Source organism: Nocardioides oleivorans (assembly GCF_004137255.1).
Lineage (GTDB): Bacteria > Actinomycetota > Actinomycetes > Propionibacteriales > Nocardioidaceae > Nocardioides > Nocardioides oleivorans.
In genome coordinates this window covers 1-21,765 of the sequence record NZ_SDWT01000006.1, presented here as the reverse complement: position 1 = coordinate 21,765, position 21,765 = coordinate 1, and the positions used below count along the sequence as shown (strand labels likewise).

Annotated in this window: 25 protein-coding genes and 1 tRNA gene; 13 read left to right on the top strand and 13 right to left on the bottom strand. The window is 71.8% G+C overall.

Features of this window, described 5'->3' with window-relative positions:
• The gene (locus tag EUA93_RS21210) at window positions 1-1,311 is read left to right on the top strand and encodes a DUF1501 domain-containing protein (RefSeq protein ID WP_129402348.1); all 1,311 of its coding nucleotides are present in this window, start codon (window positions 1-3) and stop codon (window positions 1,309-1,311) included.
• Window positions 1,312-1,330: 19 nt separating this feature from the next.
• On the opposite strand, the gene EUA93_RS21205 is transcribed toward EUA93_RS21210, so the two are convergent.
• Window positions 1,331-2,536, bottom strand: coding sequence for a sulfite oxidase (locus EUA93_RS21205; protein WP_129402347.1), 1,206 nt, complete (start codon window positions 2,534-2,536; stop codon window positions 1,331-1,333).
• 105 nt (window positions 2,537-2,641) lie between these two features.
• Here EUA93_RS21205 and EUA93_RS21200 point away from each other — a divergent pair, with 105 nt between their 5' ends.
• Entirely contained in the window at window positions 2,642-3,403 is a 762-nt protein-coding gene (locus EUA93_RS21200) for a PIG-L deacetylase family protein (protein ID WP_129402346.1), read from the top strand.
• 5 nt (window positions 3,404-3,408) lie between these two features.
• Here EUA93_RS21200 and EUA93_RS21195 read toward each other — a convergent pair whose 3' ends face one another.
• From EUA93_RS21195 to dnaG, 4 genes are all read right to left on the bottom strand, one after another.
• The gene (locus EUA93_RS21195) at window positions 3,409-4,221 is read right to left on the bottom strand and encodes a hypothetical protein (protein ID WP_129402345.1); all 813 of its coding nucleotides are present in this window, start codon (window positions 4,219-4,221) and stop codon (window positions 3,409-3,411) included.
• A 231-nt stretch (window positions 4,222-4,452) separates the two neighbouring features.
• Window positions 4,453-4,525, bottom strand: a tRNA-Asn gene (locus EUA93_RS21190).
• A gap of 52 nt (window positions 4,526-4,577) precedes the next feature.
• Window positions 4,578-5,084: a hypothetical protein gene (locus EUA93_RS21185; protein ID WP_129402344.1), complete on the bottom strand. Its 507-nt coding sequence runs from the start codon at window positions 5,082-5,084 to the stop codon at window positions 4,578-4,580.
• Complete coding sequence (gene dnaG, locus EUA93_RS21180; protein WP_129402343.1) at window positions 5,081-6,982, bottom strand: DNA primase; 1,902 nt, start codon at window positions 6,980-6,982, stop codon at window positions 5,081-5,083. The genes EUA93_RS21185 and dnaG overlap by 4 nt, the downstream gene beginning before the upstream one ends.
• Before the next feature lie 118 nt (window positions 6,983-7,100).
• On the opposite strand from dnaG, the gene EUA93_RS21175 reads away from it, so the two are divergent.
• Genes EUA93_RS21175 through EUA93_RS21165 form a run of 3 tightly spaced genes read left to right on the top strand, consistent with a single transcriptional unit; the run spans window position 7,101 to window position 8,121 of the window.
• Window positions 7,101-7,508, top strand: a complete 408-nt coding sequence (locus tag EUA93_RS21175; RefSeq protein ID WP_129402342.1) for a phage holin family protein — start codon at window positions 7,101-7,103, stop codon at window positions 7,506-7,508.
• The gene (locus tag EUA93_RS21170; protein ID WP_129402341.1) at window positions 7,501-7,752 is read left to right on the top strand and encodes a DUF3618 domain-containing protein; all 252 of its coding nucleotides are present in this window, start codon (window positions 7,501-7,503) and stop codon (window positions 7,750-7,752) included. The genes EUA93_RS21175 and EUA93_RS21170 overlap by 8 nt, the downstream gene beginning before the upstream one ends.
• A 39-nt stretch (window positions 7,753-7,791) precedes the next feature.
• Window positions 7,792-8,121, top strand: coding sequence for a YtxH domain-containing protein (locus EUA93_RS21165; RefSeq protein ID WP_207208889.1), 330 nt, complete (start codon window positions 7,792-7,794; stop codon window positions 8,119-8,121).
• Here EUA93_RS21165 and EUA93_RS21160 read toward each other — a convergent pair.
• The gene (locus EUA93_RS21160) at window positions 8,118-9,398 is read right to left on the bottom strand and encodes a deoxyguanosinetriphosphate triphosphohydrolase (protein ID WP_129402340.1); all 1,281 of its coding nucleotides are present in this window, start codon (window positions 9,396-9,398) and stop codon (window positions 8,118-8,120) included. The genes EUA93_RS21165 and EUA93_RS21160 overlap by 4 nt on opposite strands.
• 117 nt (window positions 9,399-9,515) lie before the next feature.
• On the opposite strand from EUA93_RS21160, the gene EUA93_RS21155 reads away from it, so the two are divergent.
• Window positions 9,516-9,980, top strand: a complete 465-nt coding sequence (locus EUA93_RS21155) for a DUF5994 family protein (RefSeq protein WP_129402339.1) — start codon at window positions 9,516-9,518, stop codon at window positions 9,978-9,980.
• Between the two features lie 27 nt (window positions 9,981-10,007).
• Here the strand turns inward: EUA93_RS21155 and EUA93_RS21150 are convergent, their stop codons facing one another.
• The 4 genes from EUA93_RS21150 to EUA93_RS21135 all read right to left on the bottom strand — a co-directional run bounded on the left by EUA93_RS21150 (window position 10,008) and on the right by EUA93_RS21135 (window position 13,999).
• On the bottom strand, window positions 10,008-10,832 hold the full coding sequence (locus tag EUA93_RS21150; protein ID WP_129402338.1) for a VldE C-terminal domain-containing protein: 825 nt from the start codon (window positions 10,830-10,832) through the stop codon (window positions 10,008-10,010).
• Between the two features lie 247 nt (window positions 10,833-11,079).
• Entirely contained in the window at window positions 11,080-12,219 is a 1,140-nt protein-coding gene (gene dusB / locus EUA93_RS21145) for a tRNA dihydrouridine synthase DusB (protein ID WP_129402337.1), read from the bottom strand.
• 37 nt (window positions 12,220-12,256) lie between these two features.
• Complete coding sequence (locus EUA93_RS21140) at window positions 12,257-12,877, bottom strand: DUF4352 domain-containing protein (protein ID WP_129402336.1); 621 nt, start codon at window positions 12,875-12,877, stop codon at window positions 12,257-12,259.
• Window positions 12,878-12,913: 36 nt separating this feature from the next.
• Window positions 12,914-13,999, bottom strand: coding sequence for a hypothetical protein (locus EUA93_RS21135; RefSeq protein ID WP_129402335.1), 1,086 nt, complete (start codon window positions 13,997-13,999; stop codon window positions 12,914-12,916).
• 125 nt (window positions 14,000-14,124) lie between these two features.
• On the opposite strand from EUA93_RS21135, the gene EUA93_RS21130 reads away from it, so the two are divergent.
• Window positions 14,125-14,754, top strand: coding sequence for a hypothetical protein (locus EUA93_RS21130; protein ID WP_129402334.1), 630 nt, complete (start codon window positions 14,125-14,127; stop codon window positions 14,752-14,754).
• Between the two features lie 13 nt (window positions 14,755-14,767).
• Here the strand turns inward: EUA93_RS21130 and EUA93_RS21125 are convergent, their stop codons facing one another.
• Window positions 14,768-16,180, bottom strand: a complete 1,413-nt coding sequence (locus EUA93_RS21125; RefSeq protein ID WP_129402333.1) for a glycine--tRNA ligase — start codon at window positions 16,178-16,180, stop codon at window positions 14,768-14,770.
• A 54-nt stretch (window positions 16,181-16,234) separates the two neighbouring features.
• Complete coding sequence (locus EUA93_RS21120; protein WP_129402332.1) at window positions 16,235-16,576, bottom strand: antibiotic biosynthesis monooxygenase family protein; 342 nt, start codon at window positions 16,574-16,576, stop codon at window positions 16,235-16,237.
• A 62-nt stretch (window positions 16,577-16,638) separates the two neighbouring features.
• Between EUA93_RS21120 and EUA93_RS21115 the strand changes: the two genes are divergently transcribed.
• The 5 genes from EUA93_RS21115 to EUA93_RS21720 are packed head-to-tail and all read left to right on the top strand — an operon-like array spanning window position 16,639 to window position 19,995.
• Window positions 16,639-17,589 carry a metal ABC transporter substrate-binding protein gene (locus EUA93_RS21115; protein WP_129402331.1) on the top strand — a complete coding sequence of 317 codons (951 nt, stop codon included), beginning with the start codon at window positions 16,639-16,641 and terminating at the stop codon, window positions 17,587-17,589.
• The gene (locus EUA93_RS21110) at window positions 17,586-18,398 is read left to right on the top strand and encodes a metal ABC transporter ATP-binding protein (protein WP_129402330.1); all 813 of its coding nucleotides are present in this window, start codon (window positions 17,586-17,588) and stop codon (window positions 18,396-18,398) included. Before EUA93_RS21115 ends, EUA93_RS21110 begins: the two co-directional genes overlap by 4 nt.
• Window position 18,399: 1 nt before the next feature.
• The gene (locus tag EUA93_RS21105; RefSeq protein ID WP_129402329.1) at window positions 18,400-19,410 is read left to right on the top strand and encodes a metal ABC transporter permease; all 1,011 of its coding nucleotides are present in this window, start codon (window positions 18,400-18,402) and stop codon (window positions 19,408-19,410) included.
• Window positions 19,397-19,831: a Fur family transcriptional regulator gene (locus EUA93_RS21100; protein ID WP_129402328.1), complete on the top strand. Its 435-nt coding sequence runs from the start codon at window positions 19,397-19,399 to the stop codon at window positions 19,829-19,831. Before EUA93_RS21105 ends, EUA93_RS21100 begins: the two co-directional genes overlap by 14 nt.
• A gap of 17 nt (window positions 19,832-19,848) precedes the next feature.
• On the top strand, window positions 19,849-19,995 hold the full coding sequence (locus EUA93_RS21720; protein ID WP_165355261.1) for a hypothetical protein: 147 nt from the start codon (window positions 19,849-19,851) through the stop codon (window positions 19,993-19,995).
• A 13-nt stretch (window positions 19,996-20,008) separates the two neighbouring features.
• On the opposite strand, the gene EUA93_RS21095 is transcribed toward EUA93_RS21720, so the two are convergent.
• Window positions 20,009-20,791 (bottom strand): isoprenyl transferase, encoded by a 783-nt coding sequence (locus EUA93_RS21095; protein WP_129402327.1) that lies wholly within the window; start codon window positions 20,789-20,791, stop codon window positions 20,009-20,011.
• Window positions 20,792-21,014: 223 nt separating this feature from the next.
• Between EUA93_RS21095 and EUA93_RS21090 the strand changes: the two genes are divergently transcribed.
• On the top strand, window positions 21,015-21,765 hold a 751-nt coding region (locus EUA93_RS21090), incomplete at its 3' end, for a DUF222 domain-containing protein (RefSeq protein ID WP_129402326.1).

Here is a 21,765-nt window from a genome sequence, read left to right as displayed (position 1 = left end):
ATGACTGACAACCAGAACCCCACCTCTCCGCTCCCCTCCGCCGCCACCCGCGCCTGCGGCTGTCCCGACTACGACGAGGCCCGGCTCGCGCTGAGTCGCCGCTCGCTCATCGGCGGTGCCGCGCTGGCCGGCGGGGCGATCGCGCTCGGCCCCGGGCTGAGCGGCAACGGGCCCCGGGCGTACGCCGTCACCGGTCGCGCGTCGTCGAGGCTGGCCTCGCCGCTGGGCTCCGTCCTGGTGCTGCTGTCACTGCGCGGCGCGGCCGACGGCCTCTCGCTCGTCGTGCCGCACGCGGACCCCAACTACTACGCCGCCCGACCGCGCATCGGCATCCCGCAGGCGTCCCTGCTGGTGCCCGACGCCATGTTCGGCCTGCACCCGGCGCTCGCGCCGCTCGTGCCGATGTGGAACGCCGGCACCCTCGCGGCCGTGCACGCCACCGGCATGGCGACCCCCAACCGGTCGCACTTCGCGGCGATGGAGGCCATCGAGGACGCCGCTCCCGGGTCGACCACCCGCAACGGCTGGCTCAACCGCCTCCTCGGCGAGCTGCCGGGCGCCTCGCCGCTCCAGGGGACGGCGATGGGCAACCAGGTCCCGACCTCGCTCTTCGGCACCAACCCGGCCTTCGTGGTCGGTCGGGTCGACGACGCGAAGGTCGCAGGCACCGAGGACGACGGACGCCGCCTCGCCTCGCTCAAGCACGCCTGGAAGGGCAGCGGGCCGATGAGCAAGGCGGTCCGCGACGCCATCGAGGGCGCCGAGACCTTCGGTGCCGCGCGCGACACCGCGGCCGGCAAGCCGGCGACGGCGTACCCCTCCAGCGAGCTGGGCCGGGCACTCTCCGACGTCTCGCGCATCGTGCGCTCGGGCGTCGGCGCCGAGGTGATCACCGTCGACCAGGGCGACTGGGACATGCACACCGACCTGGGCACCGTCGAGTGGGGCGACATGCGGCGCAACGCCGGCGACCTCGCCAGTGCGATCGCGGCGTTCTTCACCGACCTCGGCCCGATGGCGGACCGGGTCACGCTGGTCACGCTCAGCGAGTTCGGCCGCCGGGTCAAGGAGAACGACGACTACGGCACCGACCACGGCTTCGGCAACGTCATGTTCGTGGCGGGCGCCGGGGTCAAGGGTGGCGCCTACTACGGCTCGTGGCCCGGCCTGCAGAACACCCTCGACGGCGACCTGCTGGTCACCACCGACTACCGCAGCGTGCTCACCGAGATCGTCACCAGGCGGTTCGGGGTCTCGGTGGCGCAGGTGTTCCCCGGCTTCGCCCCCACCCCCGTCGGCGTGATGGCCTGAGCCGACGCCCGGGGACCGGTCAGGCAGCCACCTGGACCGGGTGCCGGACGACGGCGTCGAAGAAGTAGCCCTGGCTGTTGGCGGCCGCCACCAGCGGCTGGGTGCGTCCGGCCTCGTCGGTGGCACGGGCCATCAGGTGTCGGGCGCCGGGCCGCAGCCGCGGGCAACGCACCGACCACTGGGTCCAGCCCCGGTCCTGCTGCGACCTGCGATCGAGCGCGGCCGTGCGCCACGACCGTCCGTCGTCGAGGCTCACCGAGACCCTGGTGATCCGCCCGGCGCCACTCCAGGAGCGGCCGGTCAGCGTGGTCGGGCGCGAGGGCAGCGTCGCGCCCGCGGCGAGCTCCCAGGCCGAGCGCACGGGGTTGACCGTGAGCGGCGGCGAGTCGGCGGGCCACTGCGGACCCGTCATCCGGTACCAGGTCGTGTTCCAGGGCGAGGTCAGCTCGGTGCGCGCCACCTCGAGGGAGCCGAGCCACTTGATGCTGGCGATGCCCACCCAGCCGGGCAGGACCAGCCGGAGCGGGAAGCCGTGGTCGGGCAACAGCTCCTCGCCGTTCATGCCCCACGCGAGCAGCGCGTCGTCGAGGGCCTTCGCGACCGGGAACGGGCGTCGCACGCGGCCGTAGTCGATGCCACCCGAGACGTAGGGGTCGTCGAGCCCGCTCGCCTGGACCGAGACCGCGTCGGGCGCCAGCCCGAGCCGTCGCAGCACGTCACGCAGTCGGACGCCGGTCCACCTCACGGTGCCCACCGAGCCCAGTGCCCACGGCGTGCCCGACACGGTCTCGCCCTGCTGCTCGGTGAAGAAGCGTCGTCCATTGCCGGTGCACTCGTGCGCGGCGGTCAGCTCGTGGCGGGGCAGCCGCTGGAGGTCGTCGAGGGTCAGGGTGAGCGCCTCGGACTCGGTGCGCGGCGTGGCCAGCCCGTCGCCGTACACCCGGAGGGCGTAGCCGGTCCGGCTGATGGTGGGGGTGCGCGTGTGGTTGCGCACGAACAGGCGCGACTGGGGAGTGAGGTAGCGCCGGCGATCGACCGATCCCCACAGCATCTCCGCGTTGGTGCCGTGGTCGACGAACCACTCGGGCGGCGTGGGCTTGAGGATGAACGGGGGCTGCGCACTCGCCGGCGAGGAGCGCCACAGCGAGGCGGGGACGAGGGCGGCGACGCCGGCCACGGCAGCACCGGCCAGCAGGCCACGTCGGGTGGGAGCGATCTCGGTCATCGCACGACCATAACCGAGTAAGTCACTCATTTCACTGAAGGTTTGTCCGATGCCCGGTGCCAGCCGCGGGCAGACACCCGGGCCGCCGGGTGCCATGCTCGGGACATGACCGACCGTCCCGCCGACCGCCCCGCCCCGCCGTCCTACGAGCCGCTCCCCGAGGACTGGGAGAGCGCACTCTTCGTGGTCGCGCACCCCGACGACATCGAGTACGGCGCCGCGGCCGCGGTGGCGCGCTGGACCGGCCAGGGCAAGCGCGTCGTCTACTGCATGGTGACCAGCGGCGAGGCCGGCATCGACGGGCTCCACCCCGACGAGTGCGCCCCTGTCCGCGAGGCCGAGGAGATCGCCTCGGCGGCGGTCGTCGGCGTGGACGAGGTCGTCTTCCTGCGGCTGCCCGACGGCATCCTGGAGTACGGCGTGGCGCTGAGGCGCGCGATCGCCCAGGTGGTGCGCGAGCAGCGTCCCGACATCGCGCTGACCATCAACTTCCGCGAGACCTTCGGTGGGACGAACCTCAACCAGGCCGACCACATCGCCGTCGGGAGGGCACTGCTCGACGCGGTCCGCGACGCCGGGAACCGCTGGATCTTCCCCGAGCAGCTCACCGACGGCCTCGAGCCGTGGGGCGGGGTGCGCGCGGTGTGGTCAGGCAGCTCGCCGCAGTCGACGCACGCGGTCGACGTCACCGACACCTTCGGCGCCGGCGTCGCGTCCCTCCAGGAGCACCAGGCCTACATCGACGGCCTCGGGTGGGAGGGCTGGGACCCCGAGGAGTTCCTCGACGGCATCCTCCGCGGCGGCGGCCAGGGACTCGGCGTCACGCACGCGGCGACGTTCGAGGTCTTCCCGCTCGGCTGGGGCTGAGCCCCCTAGGACCTGCTGCGGAAGCGGGAGCGGCGCGGCTTGCGCTCGGCGCGCTGCCCCCCGAAGCGCGCACCGACCAACGGCGGTGGGCCGGCCTGCTCGTGCTCGACCACCGGCTCCGGCTCGGGGAGGTCGACGGCGTCGGGGTCGAACTCGGTCGCCACCGACGCGAGGTCGTGGTCGGCGAGGATCGCACGGATCTCGTCGATCATCGAGACGAGCTCACCGTCCTCGGCGTTCGTGGCGAGGGCGACGAGGGCGTGCCGCCCGATCGACGCGCCGATCACGGCCCCCTGCTCGAAGCGCAGGCGCATGAACCCGGTCGCGTGCTGGTCCTCCAGCGAGCGCAGGATCGCGAGCATCCGGTTGCCCACCTCGGCGAGGTGGTGCAGCTCCTGGCGCTCGCCCCGCGCGGCGATGACGCGCGACCCGGCCGTGACGACCGAGCTCCACTGCACCCCCTCGACCGCCATGATGCGGGAGAGGCAGTGGTCGACCGCCGCCGAGGTGTCCACCGCGCCGACGACCGTGAAGTTCGGCACGACGCGCTCCTCGAGCGGCGTCACCGCGGCGCGGAAGGTGCCCTCGCCCGCAGGGGTCCAGGTGACCCCGACCGACAGCCGGCGCCGGCCGAACGCCTCCATCAGCCGCAGGTCGCCCGCATCGACCAGCTCCCCCATCCGCCGCGCCAGGCGACCGGTGTAGGGAAGGGCCGCGGCGAGCGCGCCCGAGGCACCGTCGTCGCCCACCACCGTTCCGTCCGGGCGCACGACGAATCCGGCCTCGACGGCCACGTCGTCGAACTGTTCCGCGCTCATGGCGCCAGCCTCACCCACGTCCGGGCGGTTCCTGGCGCCGTAACGCACAGTTCACACGTGGGGCTCAAAGCGTTACGTCGTGGCAACCGGAGGTCGTCATGTGCCGAAACGTCGGCCTCCGACAGTGGTCTCGGCGGCCCTGGCGCGTGGCATGGGGTTTCGGGGTCGCCACTCCACAACGGCGTGGAGCAGACGAAGGGCCCGAGGCTTGCGCCTCGGGCCCTTCTACCGCTCCCCCGGTTGGACTCGAACCAACAACCCTCCGATTAACAGTCGAATGCTCTGCCAATTGAGCTACAGGGGACCGCTTGTGCAGCGAGGCGAAACAGTAGCAAGACCGGTCGCTGCGGGTGAAATCAGGGCAGGCCGACGTCACGCTGCATCACCTCGAGGGCGTCACGGGCCGCTGCGCGGACCGCCGGGTCGTCGGGGTCGACCCCCTCGTCGTACTCGTTGACCCAGTGCACCCCGCCGGCACCGGACGGCGCCCGGCGCGCGATCACGCGCAGTCCGCGGCGGCCGTCCACGGTGACGTGGCGCTGGAGCAGGATGCTCGCGGTGACCCGCTCCCGGACGAGCTCGAGCAGCCGGCCCGGCTCCTCGAGGGTCGCCGAGTGCACCGGGCGTGCGGCGCCCCACGTGCCGACCTCGGAGAGCGTGAAGACGTCGGTGTCGCGGTCCCAGTGGGCCGCCTCCACCTGCTCCCAGGGCACGCGGTGGGTCTCGTCGCCGGAGGCGACGTAGAAGGCGTCGCGGGTGCCGGCGAGGACGGTGCCGTCGCTCGCGGTGGTCGCCGCCAGCACCCGCTCCCCCGCCGCGACCGCGACGGAGGGCGACGACGTACGTCCGAAGCGGGGGCTCACGAGCCGCTGCCGATCCCGACGGCACCCTCGCGGAGCTTGCGGCGGTGCTGCTCGAGCATCACCAGCTCGCCGAACATCCGGTTGTAGTCGAGGGCCTGGTCGACCGGGTTGGTGCGCTGGAGGCGGGCCTTCACGTCGGCGATCCGGCGCGACGTGGTGAGCTCCTGGAGGCGGTAGACGTAGGCGACCGCGAACGTCGGGTTGGGGTCCGAGGTGCCGCGGACCGGCTCGACGCCGAGCTCGGTGATCGCGGCGGCGACGGCCGGGTCGGCGGCCTGGCCGCGCACGTTGGTCGACCACCCCGCGTCGTCCTTGCCGGCCGCGGGTCCGCCGGCACCGATCACCGCCTCCCACACGCCCTGGAAGGTCGGGTGGGTGAAGTCGCCGGCCGTGACGTGGGTCGTCGTGCGACCCACGCTCGACGGGTGCTGGATGACGAGCTTGAGCAGCTCGCGCTCGATGAGGAACCGGGGGTCAGACAGGCTCGGCAGCTGCGGGCGCGGCGGCTCGGGCGCCGCCTCCGGCTCGGGGGCGCGGGACGTACGCCGTTCCTCCGGGCGCGGGGCGGGTCGGCTGGCGGCCCGGCGGACCTCGCTGCGGACCTGGTCGACGTCGACCCCGACCATGTGCGCGAGCTCGCGGGAGAACGCGTCGACCTTGGTCTTGTCGCGGATGCTCGCCACGAGCCCCGCGGCGTCACGCAGCGCGTCGACCCGACCGTCGGCCCGGTCGAGGTCGTAGCGGGCGAGGATGTTGTCGAGCGCGAAGCGGTAGAGCGGCTGGCGCTTGGCGACCAGCTCCCGGACCGCCTCGTCGCCCTCCTTGATGCGGAGGTCGCACGGGTCCATCCCCTCGGGCGCCACGGCGACGTAGGTCTGGGAGGCGAACACCTGGTCGCTGTCGAGCACCTTCATCGCGGCCTTCTGCCCCGCGGAGTCGCCGTCGAAGGTGAAGATCACCTCGCCGCCGGTGGGGCCGTGGTCGCCCAGGAAGCGCCGCAGCACCTTGGCGTGGTCCTGGCCGAACGCAGTGCCGCACGAGGCGACGGCGGTCTTGACGCCGGCGAGGTGGCAGGCCATCACGTCGGTGTAGCCCTCGACCACGACCGCCTGCTGGCTCTCCTTCATCGCAGTGCGGGCGAGGTCGATGCCGTAGAGGACGTGGCTCTTCTTGTAGATCGCGGTCTCGGAGGTGTTGAGGTACTTCGCCTCGATCCGGTCGTCGTCGAAGATCCGGCGCGCACCGAAGCCGATGGTGTCACCGTTGGCCTCGCGGATCGGCCAGACGAGCCGGCCGCGGAAGCGGTCGTAGTGGGAGCGGCCGAGCGCGACGAGCCCGGCCGCGACCGACTCCTCGTCGGTGATCCGCCGCGCACGGAGGTGACGGGTCAGCGCCTCGCCGTCGCGCGGCGCGAAGCCGACGCCGAAGAGCTCGGCCGCCGCCTGGTCGAAGCCGCGCTGGCCGAGGAACTGCCGCGCGACGAGCGCGTCAGGGGTGCCGAGCTGGTCGGCGTAGTACTCCTGGGCGACCTTGTGCGCCTCGATGAGCCGCGCCCGGGCCGGGCCACGGGGGCGCTGCGGCTCGTCGTCGCCGTCCTCGCGACGGAGCTGGACGCCGTACTTCTCCGCCAGCCGCTCGACGGTCTCGGTGAAGGTGAGGCCGTCGACCTTCATCAGGAAGGAGATGACGTCGCCGCCCTCGCCGCAGCCGAAGCAGTGGTAGAAGCTGCGCGACGGGTTGACGTTGAACGACGGGGTCTTCTCGTCGTGGAAGGGGCACAGGCCCTTCAGCGTGCCGCCGCCCGCCCGCTTGAGGGTGACGTACTCCGAGATCACGTCGTCGATCCGCGCCTTCTCGCGCACCTCGGCGATGTCGTCGTCGCGAATCCGGCCTGCCACGCCGGGGAGTCTACGGCCGGGCACCCACTCCCGGACCCGGGTCTCCACATCGGCACGCACCACCCCTGGGGGTTGGGTCGGGCTGGTGCGCACCCCACGACTTTGGGAGGGTCGAGGCATGACCTCCCAGCACGGGGAGCCGGAGAGTCAGACCCTCGGCGCCCTGGTCCACCAGCTGTCCCAGCAGATCCCCGACCTCGTCCGCTCCGAGATCCGGCTCGCCCAGGCGGAGGTGGCGCAAAAGGGCAAGCGCGTCGGTGTCGGCATCGGTATGTTCAGCGTCGCCGGGCTGCTGGCGTTCTTCGCGGTTGCCGCGCTCGTGACCACCGCCATCCTCGGTCTCGCCCACGTGGTCGACGCATGGCTGGCGGCCCTCATCGTCGCGGTCGTGCTGCTCGCCGCGGCGGGCATCGCCGCGGTGGTGGGCAAGAACAAGGTGGCGGAAGCCGCACCGCCCGCACCGGAGCGCGCGATCGAGGGCATCAAGGAAGACATCGCGACGATGAAGGGTGACCACCATGGCTGAGTCGAAGACGCCCGAGGAGCTCGAGGCGGAGATCGCGCTCCAGCGCGAGCAGCTCGCCGGGACGGTCGACGACCTCGCGGCCAAGCTCGACGTCAAGGCGCGTGCGCAGCACACCATCTCCGACCTCAAGGACTCCGCGACCACCGACGCCGGCAAGCCCCGGCCCGAGGTGCTCGCCGCCGCGGGGTCGCTTCTCGCGATGGCTGCCGTGCTGGTCGTCTGGCGCGTGCGCCGCAACCGCTGAACCCGTCCATCGACCATCCCACTGCAGAGGGAGACCACCATGAAGAAGCTGACCCTGCTCCTCGCCGCCGGCGCCGGCTACGTGCTCGGCACCCGTGCCGGACGCGAGCGCTACGAGCAGATCAAGAAGGCCGTCACCCGCGTGAAGGACGACCCGCGCGTGCAGGAGAAGGCGCACCAGGCAGCCGACCTCGCCAAGGACAAGGCGCAGACCGCGGCCCCTGTCGTGAAGGACAAGGTCGCCACCGCGGCCGGCACGGTCGCGGACAAGGTCACGCCGGGCAGCCACCAGTCCGACCTCGAGGACCAGCTCAACCCCGACAACGTCGCGCTGCAGGACAACCCCTACCCGCAGGGCGACCTGCCCTAGCGGGTCAGGGCTGCGTGGCGGGCGACCGCGCTCGCGTCGGTGAGCGACGCGACCTGGTCGATCACCACGCGCCGGCGGCCGGCATCGTCGGCGGCGGCGTCCCAGTCCTCGGTGAACACCGGGTCGAGGGCGTCGCTGCCGCGGTCCCAGATCGCCTCGACGAGCTCGGCGACGAGCTCGCGCTGCCGGACCATGAGGCTCACCCGGTCGTCGGCCTGCATGACGTAGTGGGCGGCGATGCCCTTGAGCACCCCGACCTCGACCTCGGTCCGGACGGGCACGACGAGGTCGGCGCGGTGCCGCACGAGCGGACCGCCGTCGGCGGCGGCGAAGGTCGCCTGCTGGACGTGGCCGCAGAATCGACCGATCAGGTCGCTGGTGAGGTTCTTGATCGCGGCCAGGCTCCGCCTGCTGCCGTCGTACGACGAGCGCGGCCAGGACCCGACGGCACGCAGGCCCTCGAGGGCGGAGTCGAGCGCGGCGTCGTCGGCGCCCGGCAGGTACCAGGACCGCACCGTCTCCCACAGCGCCTCGCGGTCGAGGCGGGTGAGGTCGAGACGCCCGGCGACGATGCCGTCCTCGACGTCGTGCACCGAGTAGGCGACGTCGTCGGCGAGGTCCATCACCTGGGCCTCGACGCAGCGACGCCGCGGGTCCGGCCCGTCGACACCCGCGCGCAGCCAGTCGAAGACCGGCCGGTCGTCGTCGTAGACGCCGAACTTCACGACGACCCGCGGGGTGCCGTCGGCGTGCACCCCGTGCGGCCCGGTCGCCTCGTCGCGACCCCAGGGGTACTTCGTGCAGGCGTCGAGCACGGCCCGGGTGAGGTTGAGCCCCACGGACCGGCCGTCGGCGTCGAAGGTCTTCGACTCCAGGCGGGTCAGCAGGCGCAGGGTCTGGGCGTTGCCCTCGAAGCCGCCGCAGTCCCAGCTGAGCTCGGCCAGCACCCGCTCCCCGTTGTGGCCGAAGGGCGGGTGGCCCATGTCGTGGGCCAGCGCCGCGGTCTCGGTGATGTCGGGGTGGGTGCCCAGCGCCCGGGCCAGGTCGCGCGCCACTTGGGCGACCTCCAGGCTGTGCGTGAGCCGGTTGCGGACGAAGTCGTCGGTCTGCGGACCGACCACCTGGGTCTTGGCCGCCAACCGTCGTGAGGCCGCCGCGTGGACCACGCGCGCCCGGTCGCGCTCGAACGCGAAGCGCACGGGCGCGTCCACCCGCTTCGGTGGCTCGGCGACCACGCGCTCGCGAGCCGAGTCGTCGTACAGCTCCTCGATGCCCATCGGCCGGTCAGCCTAGCGAGCGCCGGGGACACGTTGGCGAACCGGCATAGGGTCAGGGCAACAGACCGGTCCACGAGTCCACCGTCGGTGCGCCGATCCGGTCGAGAGGCGGACGTCATGACGACGCCCCACCAGCCTGTCTCGCGCGGTCCGCTCCGGTTGCGGATGGGGCAGTCTCCCGGCCGGGACGTGCTCGACGGCGGGTGGTGGCCGCGCAGCCGCGACCTGCCCGTGGAGCTGGCCGACCTGATCGACCACTTCCCCGACCACCTGGGCCGGGTCACGCGAGCGGTCGTGTCGTCCCCCGACTGGGACCTGAGGGCGCGCGCCGTCGCGGTCTCCGGGCGCTACGTCAAGGTCGGGCCGTTCCCGGGCGACGGCCGGCACCTCGTGGTGCTGACCACCTCGCACCGGACCGCGCTGCGGCTGCTCGTGGTGCCGCACGACCTGACGCGCGGCCAGGGCGAGGAGGCGCTGCTGGCTGCTGCCACGCACGGCAACGCCCACCCCCCGGGAGAGCTGCTCGACACCGTGACCGAGCACCCCGAGGCCGACCCGCGCGACTACTGGTCCGCCGGCTGACGTCGCACGGAGGATCGGGTCGGTGGGTCAGTAGACCGTGACGTGCACGTGGTCGTAGTGGTTGGCCGTGACCGATCCCCGGTTCGACATGCCGCGCCAGCCCTCGCCGGAGCGCTCGACGGACCAGATCTGCTGGGAGTAGATGATGTACTCGATGCCCAGCGAGGAGTAGTTGGCCCGCAGGAAGTTGGCGATCGTCCAGCCGAGCGGACCGCTGACCATGATGTCGATGGCCCGGCCCTGGCCGTGCTCGCCGTCGCCGCGCCACGTGCCGTAGCTCGTGACCTCGGGCCAGTTGGAGCAGACCACGTCGTGGATCTCGTAGAGCGACTCGCGTCCCGCCGAGATGGACGAGCCGTTGCTGCAGGTGCCACCCAGGCTGGGGCCCGGCTGGGGCTTCTCGGCGTCGAGGTAGTCGGAGGTGACCCAGCGCGACTGGCCGTCGACCACGATCTGGGTGCGACCGGCCTGCTCGCGACCGGTGAGCGAGACCTGCTCGACGGCGGCGATCTCGCCCATCTTCTCGGCCTTCTCGAACGGACCGTCCCAGAGGTTCAGCGCCTCGGTGGTCCACACGGTGTCGTCGAGCTTGCGGGCCGCCTGGCGCGCCACCTTGTCGACCGCGAGGTCCTGGCGTGCCGCGGACTCCGCCTTCGCCGCCGTGCGGATCTGCGAGCGCGAGACAGTGTCGCTGCGACGGCTCAGGGCCGTGCTGTTGGACGCGGCCTTCGTGAAGGACTGCGAGCTCGCCGAGGCGAGCAGGTTGTCGGTGTCGGAGGTCGCCGGCTCCGCCGCGAGGACCCCCATCGTGACCGCGGACACCGTCGCCACGACGGCGAGCGGAGCGGACACGAGGACAGCTCGGGGGATGCGGTTGTGTCGGGGGGCAGCAGGGGTTTCCCGCTTGTGGCGATGCTGAGCCACAGCGCTGATCCTTTGCGGTTGCTTTCGGGGGACTGCGTCGAAACCACGAGGGAAAGCAGGGGAAGACCTCGTGCCCACGTCGACGCGATCATCGAGTGAAGCACAGGAATCGAGCCGTGTCCCAATTCTCCATGGACAAATCACCCGTGTCCCGGGTCACCCCGGGCAGCGCCGGTCAGCCGCCGGTGGTCTCGTCGGCGTCCTCGCGCAGGTGCGAGCCGCGGCCGTCGGTGTCGTCGAGCCACCCGTCGGGCAGCACCACCTTCTTGCGCGGGGCGCCCTGCCGGCCACGGGGCGTGCCGAGCTCGCGCTCGGGGAACGCGGCGGTGTCGTCGAGCCCGTCGAGCAGCGTGTCGAGGCTGGTGAGCGAGTCGACCAGGGCCAGCTGGTGGCGCAGCTCGCCGCCGGCCGGGAAGCCCTTGAGGTACCAGGTGATGTGCTTGCGGAACTCCTTGCAGCCCCGCTCCTCGCCCATGTGCTCCGACAGCAGCTCGGCGTGCCGGCGCATCATCTGCTTGACCTCGCCGAGGGTCGGCAGCGTTGCCACGTCCTCGCCGTGGAAGGCGGCGGCGAGGTCGCGGAAGAGCCACGGGCGACCGAGGCAGCCGCGGCCCACGACCACGCCCGCGACACCGGTCTGCTCGACCATCCGGAGCGCGTCGGCCGCCTCCCAGATGTCGCCGTTGCCGAGCACGGGGATGTCGACGTGCCGGACCAGGTCGCCGATCGCCTCCCAGTCCGCCTCGCCCGAGTAGGCCTGCACCACCGTGCGGCCGTGCAGCGCGATCGCCGCGACCCCGGTCTCCTGGGCGATGCGGCCCGCGTCGAGGAAGGTCAGGTGGTCGTCGTCGAGGCCCTTGCGGGTCTTCATCGTCACCGGGACGTCGTACGGCGCCGCGGCGGAGACCGCGTGCTCGAGGATCTCGCCGAGGAGACCGCGCTTCCACGGCAGCGCTCCCCCGCCGCCCTTGCGGGTCACCTTGGGGACCGGGCAGCCGAAGTTGAGGTCGACGTGGGCGACGCCGTGGTCGGCGCAGAGGATCTCCACGGCCTTGCCGATGTAGACCGGGTCGGTGCCGTAGAGCTGGACCGAGCGCACCGTCTCGAGGTCGTCGAAGGTCAGCATCTTCTTCGTCACCTCGTCGCCCTCGACGAGGCCGCGGCTGGTGATCATCTCGGAGACGTAGAGCCCCGCGCCCTGCTCGGCGCACAGTCGCCGGTAGGCGGCGTTGGTGATGCCGGCCATCGGCGCCAGCACGACCGGCGTCTCGACGCGCAGCGAGCCGAGCGTGAGGGAGGCGGGCACGGCGGTCATGGCTCCATTGTCGAACCGTGGCCGGCCGTCCCCAAAATCAGCCGCGCCTCGAGCTCCGGGACGACTCCGGCCGCTCGACCTGACCCGTCCACGTGATCGGGTCGTAGCCCTCGCTGGGCTCGAACACCACGTCCTCGGCCCGGGCGCGGTCCGGCGCCAGGTAGACCAGGCACATCTCCGTCTCCGCGCCCGTCGCGAAGGGCGTGGGCAGCGGCCCGCTCTGGCACGCGGTGAAGTCGCCGCCGAAGGACCACGCCGCACCGAGCCTGCCGTCGTCGTCGCGCAGGTACACCGGCACGGCCTGGCCGCCGAGGTCGGCGGCTCCGGTGTTGGTGATCGTGACGGTGACGAAGTACGGCCGCGAGGCCGCCATCGCGTCGTCACGCAGCCAGCCGTCGAGGACGGACGGGCGCTGCTCGGCGACCGTGTCGACGCTCAGCTCGAGCTCGCCCGTGATGGTCGAGGTCGGCTGCCACACCAGCGTGGCGCTGTCGCCGTACGACAACGCAGTGCCCGGCGCAGTCCCGCTCGCCGCGGCCGCGGCGGGCGTCCCGGCCGGCTCGGCGTCGCTTCCCGGATCCGCGCCGCTGCACGCCGCGAGCGACAGCGTGGCCAGGACGAGCGCTGCGCAGCTCGTCAGGTGGAGGGGACGCCGCATGGCGTCATCGTGGCACGACGGCGCGCGCCGCGAGGCTCACCACCACATGAAGGACTCGTGCGGGAAGGAGATGTTGCCTCCCACCTCCGACGCGCGCTGGCACCGCTGCTCGAGGTCGCACCGCACGAGCACGGCGCCGCCGGGGGCGGGCAGCTGGAAGACGAACCGTCGGTTGCTCTCCCACGCGGCCGTCTGCTCGTGGGCGGAGGTGATCGACCAGTTGTCCATGGTGATCCTCTTCCCGAAGGCGATCGAGTCGAGCAGCGCACCGTCGCTCATCCGACGTACGTCGAGCACGGCGGGGCTGTCGAAGCCCGACCTGGAGATCCGCAGGCCGACGGCGGTCTCGCCGTCGGGCGAGATCGCGAGCGGCGAGAAGGGCTCGGCCCACGCCGGCTCCGCGGGTGCCGAGACCGCCGTCGGTCCGTAGAGCCGGCCGGTGGTGCGGACGAACATCAGGTCCTCGCGCAGCGAGGCGTAGGTGGCGTTCTTGGCGATCTGGGTCCTCGACGTCCGGGGCACCCAGTCGAAGAGGCGGAGGCGCGAGAACTCGTTGTCCTCGTAGGTCACGACGTGGCCGGCGTCGGCGTCCATCGGGGTGACGAAGGCGCCGGAGTAGCTCATCCCCAGGAACTTGCCCTGGAGCGACATGGCGTCGCGGGTGCTGCCGCCGCGGTCGAAGACCGTCGAGACCAGCATCTTCCCGTCCCGGGCGAGCAGCCAGCCGATCGCCGAGTCGCCCTCGCCGTAGCTCGTGGTGCGGCTGTGCCTGATCTCGGCGGGGCGGCGCCCGGGGCGGACGGCGATGACCCGGCTGAGGTAGCCCTTGCGGACCGCGACCAGCCAGCCCTTCGGGCTCTCCCCCAGCAGCTGGCGCTGCTCCCCGTTGACAGGGGTGCGGATCGGGAGGGTGGCGCCGTCGACGGTGTGGATGACGCCGTCCTGCATGAGGTCGACGCGCGCGTCGCGCCCGCGCGGGAGCCGCATCGGCGAGATCGTCCGGGTCGGTGGGTCGGCAGCGCGCACGACCCGGTCGCCCGAGGGTGCCGCGCCCACGGCGCCCTGCGGGACGAGCAGGCCTGCTAGCACTGCGACGGCCAGGAGTCGAGCGCGAGATCCCATGTCATCCCCCGATGCGTGAGTGGGTCGTCTCCCCACAGTGCCACACAAATGTGGGCAGCACGGATGCCGCGGTGGGTGTCATCGGAGCAGTGTCGAACCTCCGGTCCGATGCCACAGGAGGAACCATGCCCCGTCTGTCCGCGCCCGTCGCCGTCGTCGTCAGCGCCGCCCTGCTCGCCAGCGTCGGCGCGGGGTCGTACGCCGCCGGCACCCTCGTCACGAGCAAGCAGATCAAGGACGGCACGATCAAGGTCGAGGACCTGAGCCCGAAGGCGGTCGAGCGGCTGCGCGGCTCGGTCGGTCCGACCGGGGCCGCGGGTCCGGCGGGAGCCACCGGAGCGACGGGCGGCCAGGGTGCTCGCGGGGTCAGCTCGTGGGACCGGATCCCGAGCGGGCAGACGGTCACGGGACGAGAGTCCTTCTTCTTCACCGCGACCGCCGGCGGACAGGTGTCCTCGGCCACGCTCTCGCTGCCCGCTCGCCCCACCCAGCCACTCGTGTCGGGAACCAACGTCTTCATGGCTCCGGGCTCCCCGATCGGGCCCTTCGGTACCTGGAATCCGAGCTGCTCGGGCTCCGTCGCGGCTCCGACCGCCCCGGCCGGGTGGCTGTGCGTCTACGGCGAGGGCACCAACGTGTGGACCAATCCCGCTGGACCGTACTGGTCGGGAGAGAGGGCCGTCGTCATCCGCGCGACGGCCACCACCACCGGGGAGATCTCCGCCACCTTGTCGTGGGCCTACACGGCCCCGTGAGCCTCCCGGAGGCTCAGCAGCCGATGAGCTTGCTCGCGAAGTAGGCCGAGATGCCGTCGAGGCTGACCCGCTCCTGCGCCATCGTGTCGCGCTCACGCACGGTGACCGCGTGGTCGTCGAGCGTCTCGAAGTCGACCGTCACGCAGAACGGCGTACCGATCTCGTCCTGGCGGCGGTAGCGGCGACCGATCGCACCGGAGTCGTCGAACTCGACGTTCCAGTTCTCGCGCAGCTCGGCGGCGAGCGCCTTCGCCTTGGGCGAGAGGTCGGCGTTGCGGCTGAGCGGGAGCACGGCGACCTTGACCGGCGCCAGGCGCGGGTCGAGCTTGAGCACGACCCGCTTGTCGACGCCGCCCTTGGTGTTGGGCGCCTCGTCCTCGGTGTAGGCGTCGATGAGGAACGCCATCAGCGAGCGGGTGAGTCCGGCGGCCGGCTCGATGACGTAGGGCAGGTAGCGCTCGTCGGCGGCCTGGTCGTAGTAGGACAGGTCCTTGCCGGAGAACTCGCTGTGCTGCTTGAGGTCGAAGTCGGTGCGGTTCGCGATCCCCTCGAGCTCCTCGAAGTCACGACCCGAGAACCCGAAGCGGTACTCGATGTCGGTCGTCCCCTTGGAGTAGTGCGACAGCTTCTCGGCCGGGTGCTCGTAGTGGCGCAGGTTGTCGGGGTTGATGCCGAGGTCGACGTACCAGCGGGTGCGCTCCTCGATCCAGTAGCGGAACCACTCGTCGTCCTCGCCGGGCTTGACGAAGAACTCCATCTCCATCTGCTCGAACTCGCGGGTGCGGAAGATGAAGTTGCCCGGCGTGATCTCGTTGCGGAAGCTCTTGCCCATCTGGGCGATGCCGAACGGCGGCTTCTGGCGGCTCGAGGTCACCACGTTGGCGAAGTTGAGGAAGATGCCCTGTGCGGTCTCGGGCCGGAGGTAGTGCAGCCCGGACTCGTCCTCGATGACGCCGAGGTAGGTCTTGAGCATCATGTTGAAGTTGCGCGGCTCGGTCCACGCGTTGCGGGTGCCGCAGTTGGGGCACGCGATGAGCTCGTTGATGTCGACCGTGTCGGGGTCGATGGGGTTCTCGGGGCTGCCCTTCTTCGCCGCGTAGTCCTCCTGCAGGTGGTCCTCGCGGAAGCGCTTGTGGCACGACTGGCACTCGGTCAGCGGGTCGCTGAAGGTGCTCAGGTGGCCGCTGGCCTCCCACGTGCGGGTGGGCAGGATGACGCTCGAGTCGAGGCCGACGACGTCGTCGCGACGGGTGACCATGAACCGCCACCACTGGCGCTTGATGTTCTCCTTGAGCTCGACCCCGAGCGGGCCGTAGTCCCAGGCCGACTTCGTGCCGCCGTAGATCTCACCGCACGGGTAGACGAAACCTCGGCGCTTGGCCAGGGAGACGACGTTGTCCAGGGCGGTCGGAGCGGGCTTGGCCACGGTGGAGGATCCTTTGTGCACGGAGCAGGTTGAGGAGCAGGTTGACGTGAGGCGTCAGCCTATCGACCGGGGCTGCGCCTCGTTGAGGTCGGTCCCCTCCTCCACGACCTCGTAGGCGCTGGGCTCGTCGAGCGCGTGCACCATCAGGGGCTGGATGTGCATCTTGCCCTCGTACGACCCCAGCGCGCGCCGGTAGGAGCCGACGTTCTCCCAGCGGGTGGTCAGCACCCACAGGGTCGGGTCGTCGACGTTGCGGCCCACACCTCCGGTGACGAAGCCCGGCTTCGCCTCGAGGATGCCGAGCGCGCGCAGGAGGCCCGCGCGCAGGTCCTGCTCGGCTCGCGGGTCGATCCCGGACGAGGAGGCCGGCGTACGGAGGCGGGTGACGACGAGCACGTGCCGAGGCTAGTCGCTCCTCGGTTTGACAATGGTTCTCAAACACCGTGAGAATCGTTCTCATGTCGCTCGTCACCCGCTCCCTTCCCGTCACCCTCAGCCTCCTGACCGCCTCCGCCCTCCTTGCCGGGTGCGGTCAGTCGGGAGGTGACTCGTCCGGGGATGGTCGCCAGGCGGTCGCCTCGTTCTACCCGCTGGCCTGGGTGACCGGGCGGGTGGCGGGCGACGGCTGGACCGTCGACAACCTCACCCAGCCCGGCCAGGAGCCGCACGACCTCAGCCTCGACATCAAGCAGACCGCCGAGGTCGAGGGTGCCGACCTGGTGGTGCTGGAGAAGGGCTTCCAGCCGGCCGTCGACGCCGCCGCCGAGAACACCGACGCCGACATCCTCGACGTCACGTCCGTCATCGACCTGATGCCGGCCGACCACAGCGAGGAGTCCCACGAGGGCGAGACCGAGGAGGAGCACGCCGAGGAGGGCCACGACCACGGTGACGTCGACCCGCACTTCTGGCTCGACCCGCTGCTCGTGGCCGACTTCGCCGACTCCGTCGCCGACGAGCTGTCCGACCTCGACCCCGACAACGCCACGACGTACGCCGACAACGCCTCGTCGCTGCGCAGCGACCTCGAGCAGCTCGACCAGGAGTACACCGACGGCCTCGCCGCCTGCGCACGCACCACCACCGTGGTCAGCCACGACGCGTTCGGCTACCTCGCCCGCTACGGCGTGGACTTCGAGCCGATCGCCGGCCTGTCGCCCGAGTCGGAGCCCACTGCGGCCGACCTGGCGCACCTCCAGGAGCTGATCGACGCCGACGGCGTGACCACGGTCTTCTCGGAGCGGCTGGTCAGCCCGAAGATGGCCGAGACCCTGGCCAGCGACATGGGAATCGCCAGTGCGGTGCTCGACCCCATCGAGGGGCTCTCGGACGACACGGCCGGCGAGGACTACCTTTCCATCATGCGTGAGAACCTCGCGGCCCTGCAGAAGGCCAACGACTGCTCGTGACGTCTCCCGATCCCACCGCGCCCGTCGTCCTCGACCAGGTCTCCGTCTCCATCGGCGGCCGGCCGATCCTGCGTGACGTCGACCTGACCGTCCGCTCCGGCGACATGGTGACCCTGCTCGGCCCCAACGGCTCCGGCAAGTCGACCCTGGTGCGGTCCGTCACCGGGCTGCTCCCCCACACCCGGGGGACGGTCCGGCTGTTCGGCACCCCGATCGAGGACTTCACCGACTGGCGGCGCATCGGCTTCGTGCCCCAGCGCTCGTCCGCGATCGGTGGCGTGCCCGCGACGGTCCGTGAGGTCGTGTCCTCGGGCCGGGTCGGCCGCCGCGGCCTCTTCCGCCCGACCAGCGGAGCCGACCGCAGGGCCGTCGAGAACGCCCTGGACGTCGTCGGCCTCGCCGGGCGGGCGTCGTACGGCATCTCGCAGCTCTCGGGCGGCCAGCAGCAGCGCGTGCTCATCGCACGGGCGCTGGCCGGCGAGCCGGACCTGCTCGTCCTCGACGAGCCGACCGCGGGCGTCGACCTGGTCAACCAGCGCGCGCTCGCCGATGCGCTCGGCAGGCTCAAGGAGACCGGGGCCACGATCCTCCTGGTCGCGCACGAGATCGGCCCGATGGCGCCGCTGATCGACCGCTCGATCGTGATGCGCGACGGGCTGGTCGCCTACGACGGCCCGCCCCTCACGCAGGAGCTCGCCTCCCACACGCACCACCCGCACGGGCACGACCACGCGCACGAGGGTCCGAGCCGGCACGACCACGCGCCGCACGTGGCGTCGCCCTTCGACCTGGATCGGAGGGAGCGCTGACATGACGTTCCTCGACCTGTTCTCGCTCGGCTTCATGCAGCGCGCGATCATCGCCGCCCTGCTGACCGGGCTGGCCGCCCCGGCGATCGGCACCTTCCTCGTCCAGCGCCGCCTCGCGCTCCTCGGCGACGGCATCGGGCACGTCGCCGTCACGGGTGTCGCACTCGGGCTGCTCACCGGCGCCTCGCCGACGTGGACCGCCATCGTCGTCGCCGTGCTCGGCGCGGTGCTGATGGAGCTGATCCGCGAGCGCGGCCACACCAACGGCGACGTTGCGCTGGCGCTGCTGTTCTACGGCGGCCTCGCGGGCGGCGTGCTCATCACGGGCATCGCCGGCCAGGGTGCCGCCACCCTGCAGGCCTACCTCTTCGGCTCGCTCAACGCGATCTCGTCCGCCGACGTGTGGTTCACCGCCGCGCTCACCCTGGTCGTGCTCGTCGTCGCGCTCGGGCTCTCGCCGCAGCTCTTCGCCGTCGCCAGCGACCAGGACTTCGCGCGGGTCGCCGGGCTCCGGGTGCGTGGCTACAACCTGCTCATCGCGGTGCTCGCCGCGGTCAGCATCACCGTCGCGATGCGTACGGTCGGGCTGCTGCTGGTCTCCGCGCTGATGGTGGTGCCGGTGGCCACGTCGCAGCAGCTCGCCCGCTCCTTCCGCACGACCCTGTTCGGCGCCATGGTGGTCGGTTGCGTGTCCGCGGTCGGCGGCCTCCTGCTCAGCGCCGCCCTGTCGTTCCGGGTCTCGGTCTACCCCGGGCCGACGATCGTGATGGTCGCTCTGGCGATGTTCACCGCGACCTGGCCGATCGGCGTGTGGCTGCGCCGGCGCAGCACCTTGATGGCACCCTTCCCCGAGGTCCCCGCGACACCCCACCGCTCGGCGACCGACGACGAGCACCCCCACCAGCACGGCGAGGCGTGCGGCCACCCGGCCGTCCCGCACGGCGACCACGTGGACTACGTCCACGACGGCCACCGTCACGCCGTACACGGAGAGCACTATGACGAGCACTGACCCGCAGGCGTCCTCCGGACCCGCGCCGGCCGACCAGCCCCGCACGGTCCGGCCCACCCGCCAGCGCCGTGCCGTCGCGGCCGCGCTGGCGGGCTTCGACGACTTCCGCAGCGCCCAGGAGATCCACGACCTGATCCAGAAGCAGGGCGACTCGGTGGGCCTTGCGACGGTCTACCGCACGCTCGCCGCGCTCGCCGACGCCGGCGAGGTCGACATGCTGCGCAACGAGGACGGCGAGGCGATCTGGCGCAGCTGCTCGGACACGCACCACCACCACCTCGTGTGCCGCACGTGCGGGGCGACCGTCGAGGTCGAGGGCCCGGCCGTCGAGCGCTGGACCAACGCGATCGCGCAGGAGCACGGCTACGGCGACATCAGCCACACGCTGGAGATCTTCGGGACCTGTCCCGCCTGCCGCTGACGGGCTACCCTCGCAGCATGGCCGCCGCGTCGTCGTACTCGCAGCTGCCGCGCCCCGTGCGCGTCGAGGACACCCGCACGTCGCAGGACGTCGTGCCGCAGCCCGACGAGCTCGAGGACCGCTACCGCGAGATGCAGTGGCTGCTGCGGGTCTCTCCCGGTTGAGAGCGGCTCGCCGCTAGGCCGGGCCGTTGGGGATCGCGCCGCCATAGCGTCGGTCACGACTGGCGTACGTCTCGACGGCCGCCCAAAGGTGGCGGCGGTCGACGTCGGGCCACAGCACGTCGGTGAAGACCATCTCGCTGTAGGCCGCCTGCCACAGCATGTAGTTGGAGAGCCGCTGCTCCCCCGACGTGCGCCAGACCAGGTCGGCGTCGGGCAGCTCGGGGACGTAGAGGTGGCGGGCGAAGACCTTCTCGTCGACCTTGTCGGGGTCGAGCCGACCGGCCGCGACCTCGCGCGCGATGGAGCGGGCCGCATCGGCGAGCTCGGCGCGGCCGCCGTAGTTGACGCACATCGTCAGTGTCAGCACGTCGTTGTCGCGCGTCATCTCCTCGGCGACCTGGAGCTCCTTGATGACGGACTTCCAGAGCCGGGGCGCGCGACCGGCCCAGCGCACGCGAACGCCGAGCTCGTGCATCTCGTCGCGGCGGCGGCGGATCACGTCGCGGTTGAAGCCCATCAGGAAGCGCACCTCGTCGGGCGAGCGGGACCAGTTCTCGGTCGAGAACGCATAGGCCGAGATCGCCTTCACCCCGATCTCGATCGCGCCCTCGACGACGTCGAAGAGCGTGTGCTCGCCCTGCTCGTGGCCCTTCGTGCGCGGCAGCCCGCGCTCCTTGGCCCACCGCCCGTTGCCGTCCATGATGATCGCGACGTGCTCCGGCACCAGGTCCCTCGGGACCGGCGGAGGCGTCGCACCCGACGGGTGCGGGGTCGGCTGGCGGACGGCACGCTTCACGGTGCAGAGCCTAGTGGCGGGTCCCCGCGGTCGCTGATCGCTGGTTGAGCAGGGCGCCGCGGAGTCGCTGGTTGAGCAGGGCGCCCCGCGCCCGTGTCGAAACCAAGACCGCCGCCGAGGCCAAGGTGGAGGGCCGGCCAGACTCGACGTCCCGCCGATTCTGCTTTCCACAGATCCGGTTCAGGCATAGCCGGCGTCGGTGCTCGCCGATATAATCGAACACATGATCGACACGCTGGCGGCGCCCGAGGCAGAGGCCGACGACCTCTCCGCCTCGGCCCTGCTCGCCTCGATCCGTTCCGAGCGTGACACCGAGAATGCCGCGGCCGCCCGTCAGCTCGATCTCGCCGCCAGGTGGGCCGACCTCCACCCGCCGGAGTCGATTCACCTCGCCGCGGCGTTCACGATTCCGGGCTCTGAGCACGAGGAGCCCATCGCGGGCGAGGGCTGTCCCCTGGTGGCGGAGTTCTGTGTGGCCGAGCTCGGAGCCGTGCTCGGGATCTCGTCTGTTGCGGCCAAGAAGCTGATCGGGCATGCCCTCGAGCTCCGCCACCGACTCCCCCGCCTCTGGTCGCAGGTCCACGCCGGCTTGGTTCCGGCCTGGCGTGCCCGGCTGGTCGCAGACACCACCATCCACACCACCCCGGCCCTCACCCAAGAAGCCGCTGGATGGGTCGACGACCAGGTCGCCGCTGTCGCAGGAAAGGTCGGGACCGCGCAGCTCGACAGGCTCGTCGCGGAGACCATCAAACGGTTCGACCTCGCTTCACCTGATCGGGCTGCTGATCCGGAGGACGGCTACCTGCACGTCGACCCCCGACACGTGACCGTCCACGATGAGGACGTCCACTACGCCGGCACCCTCCACGTCGAAGCCGAGCTCGACCTCGCCGACGCCCTCGACCTGGACCACGCCCTGGCCCACGACGCCGCCGCCCAGAAGGCCCTCGGGTCCACCGAGACCCTCGACGTCC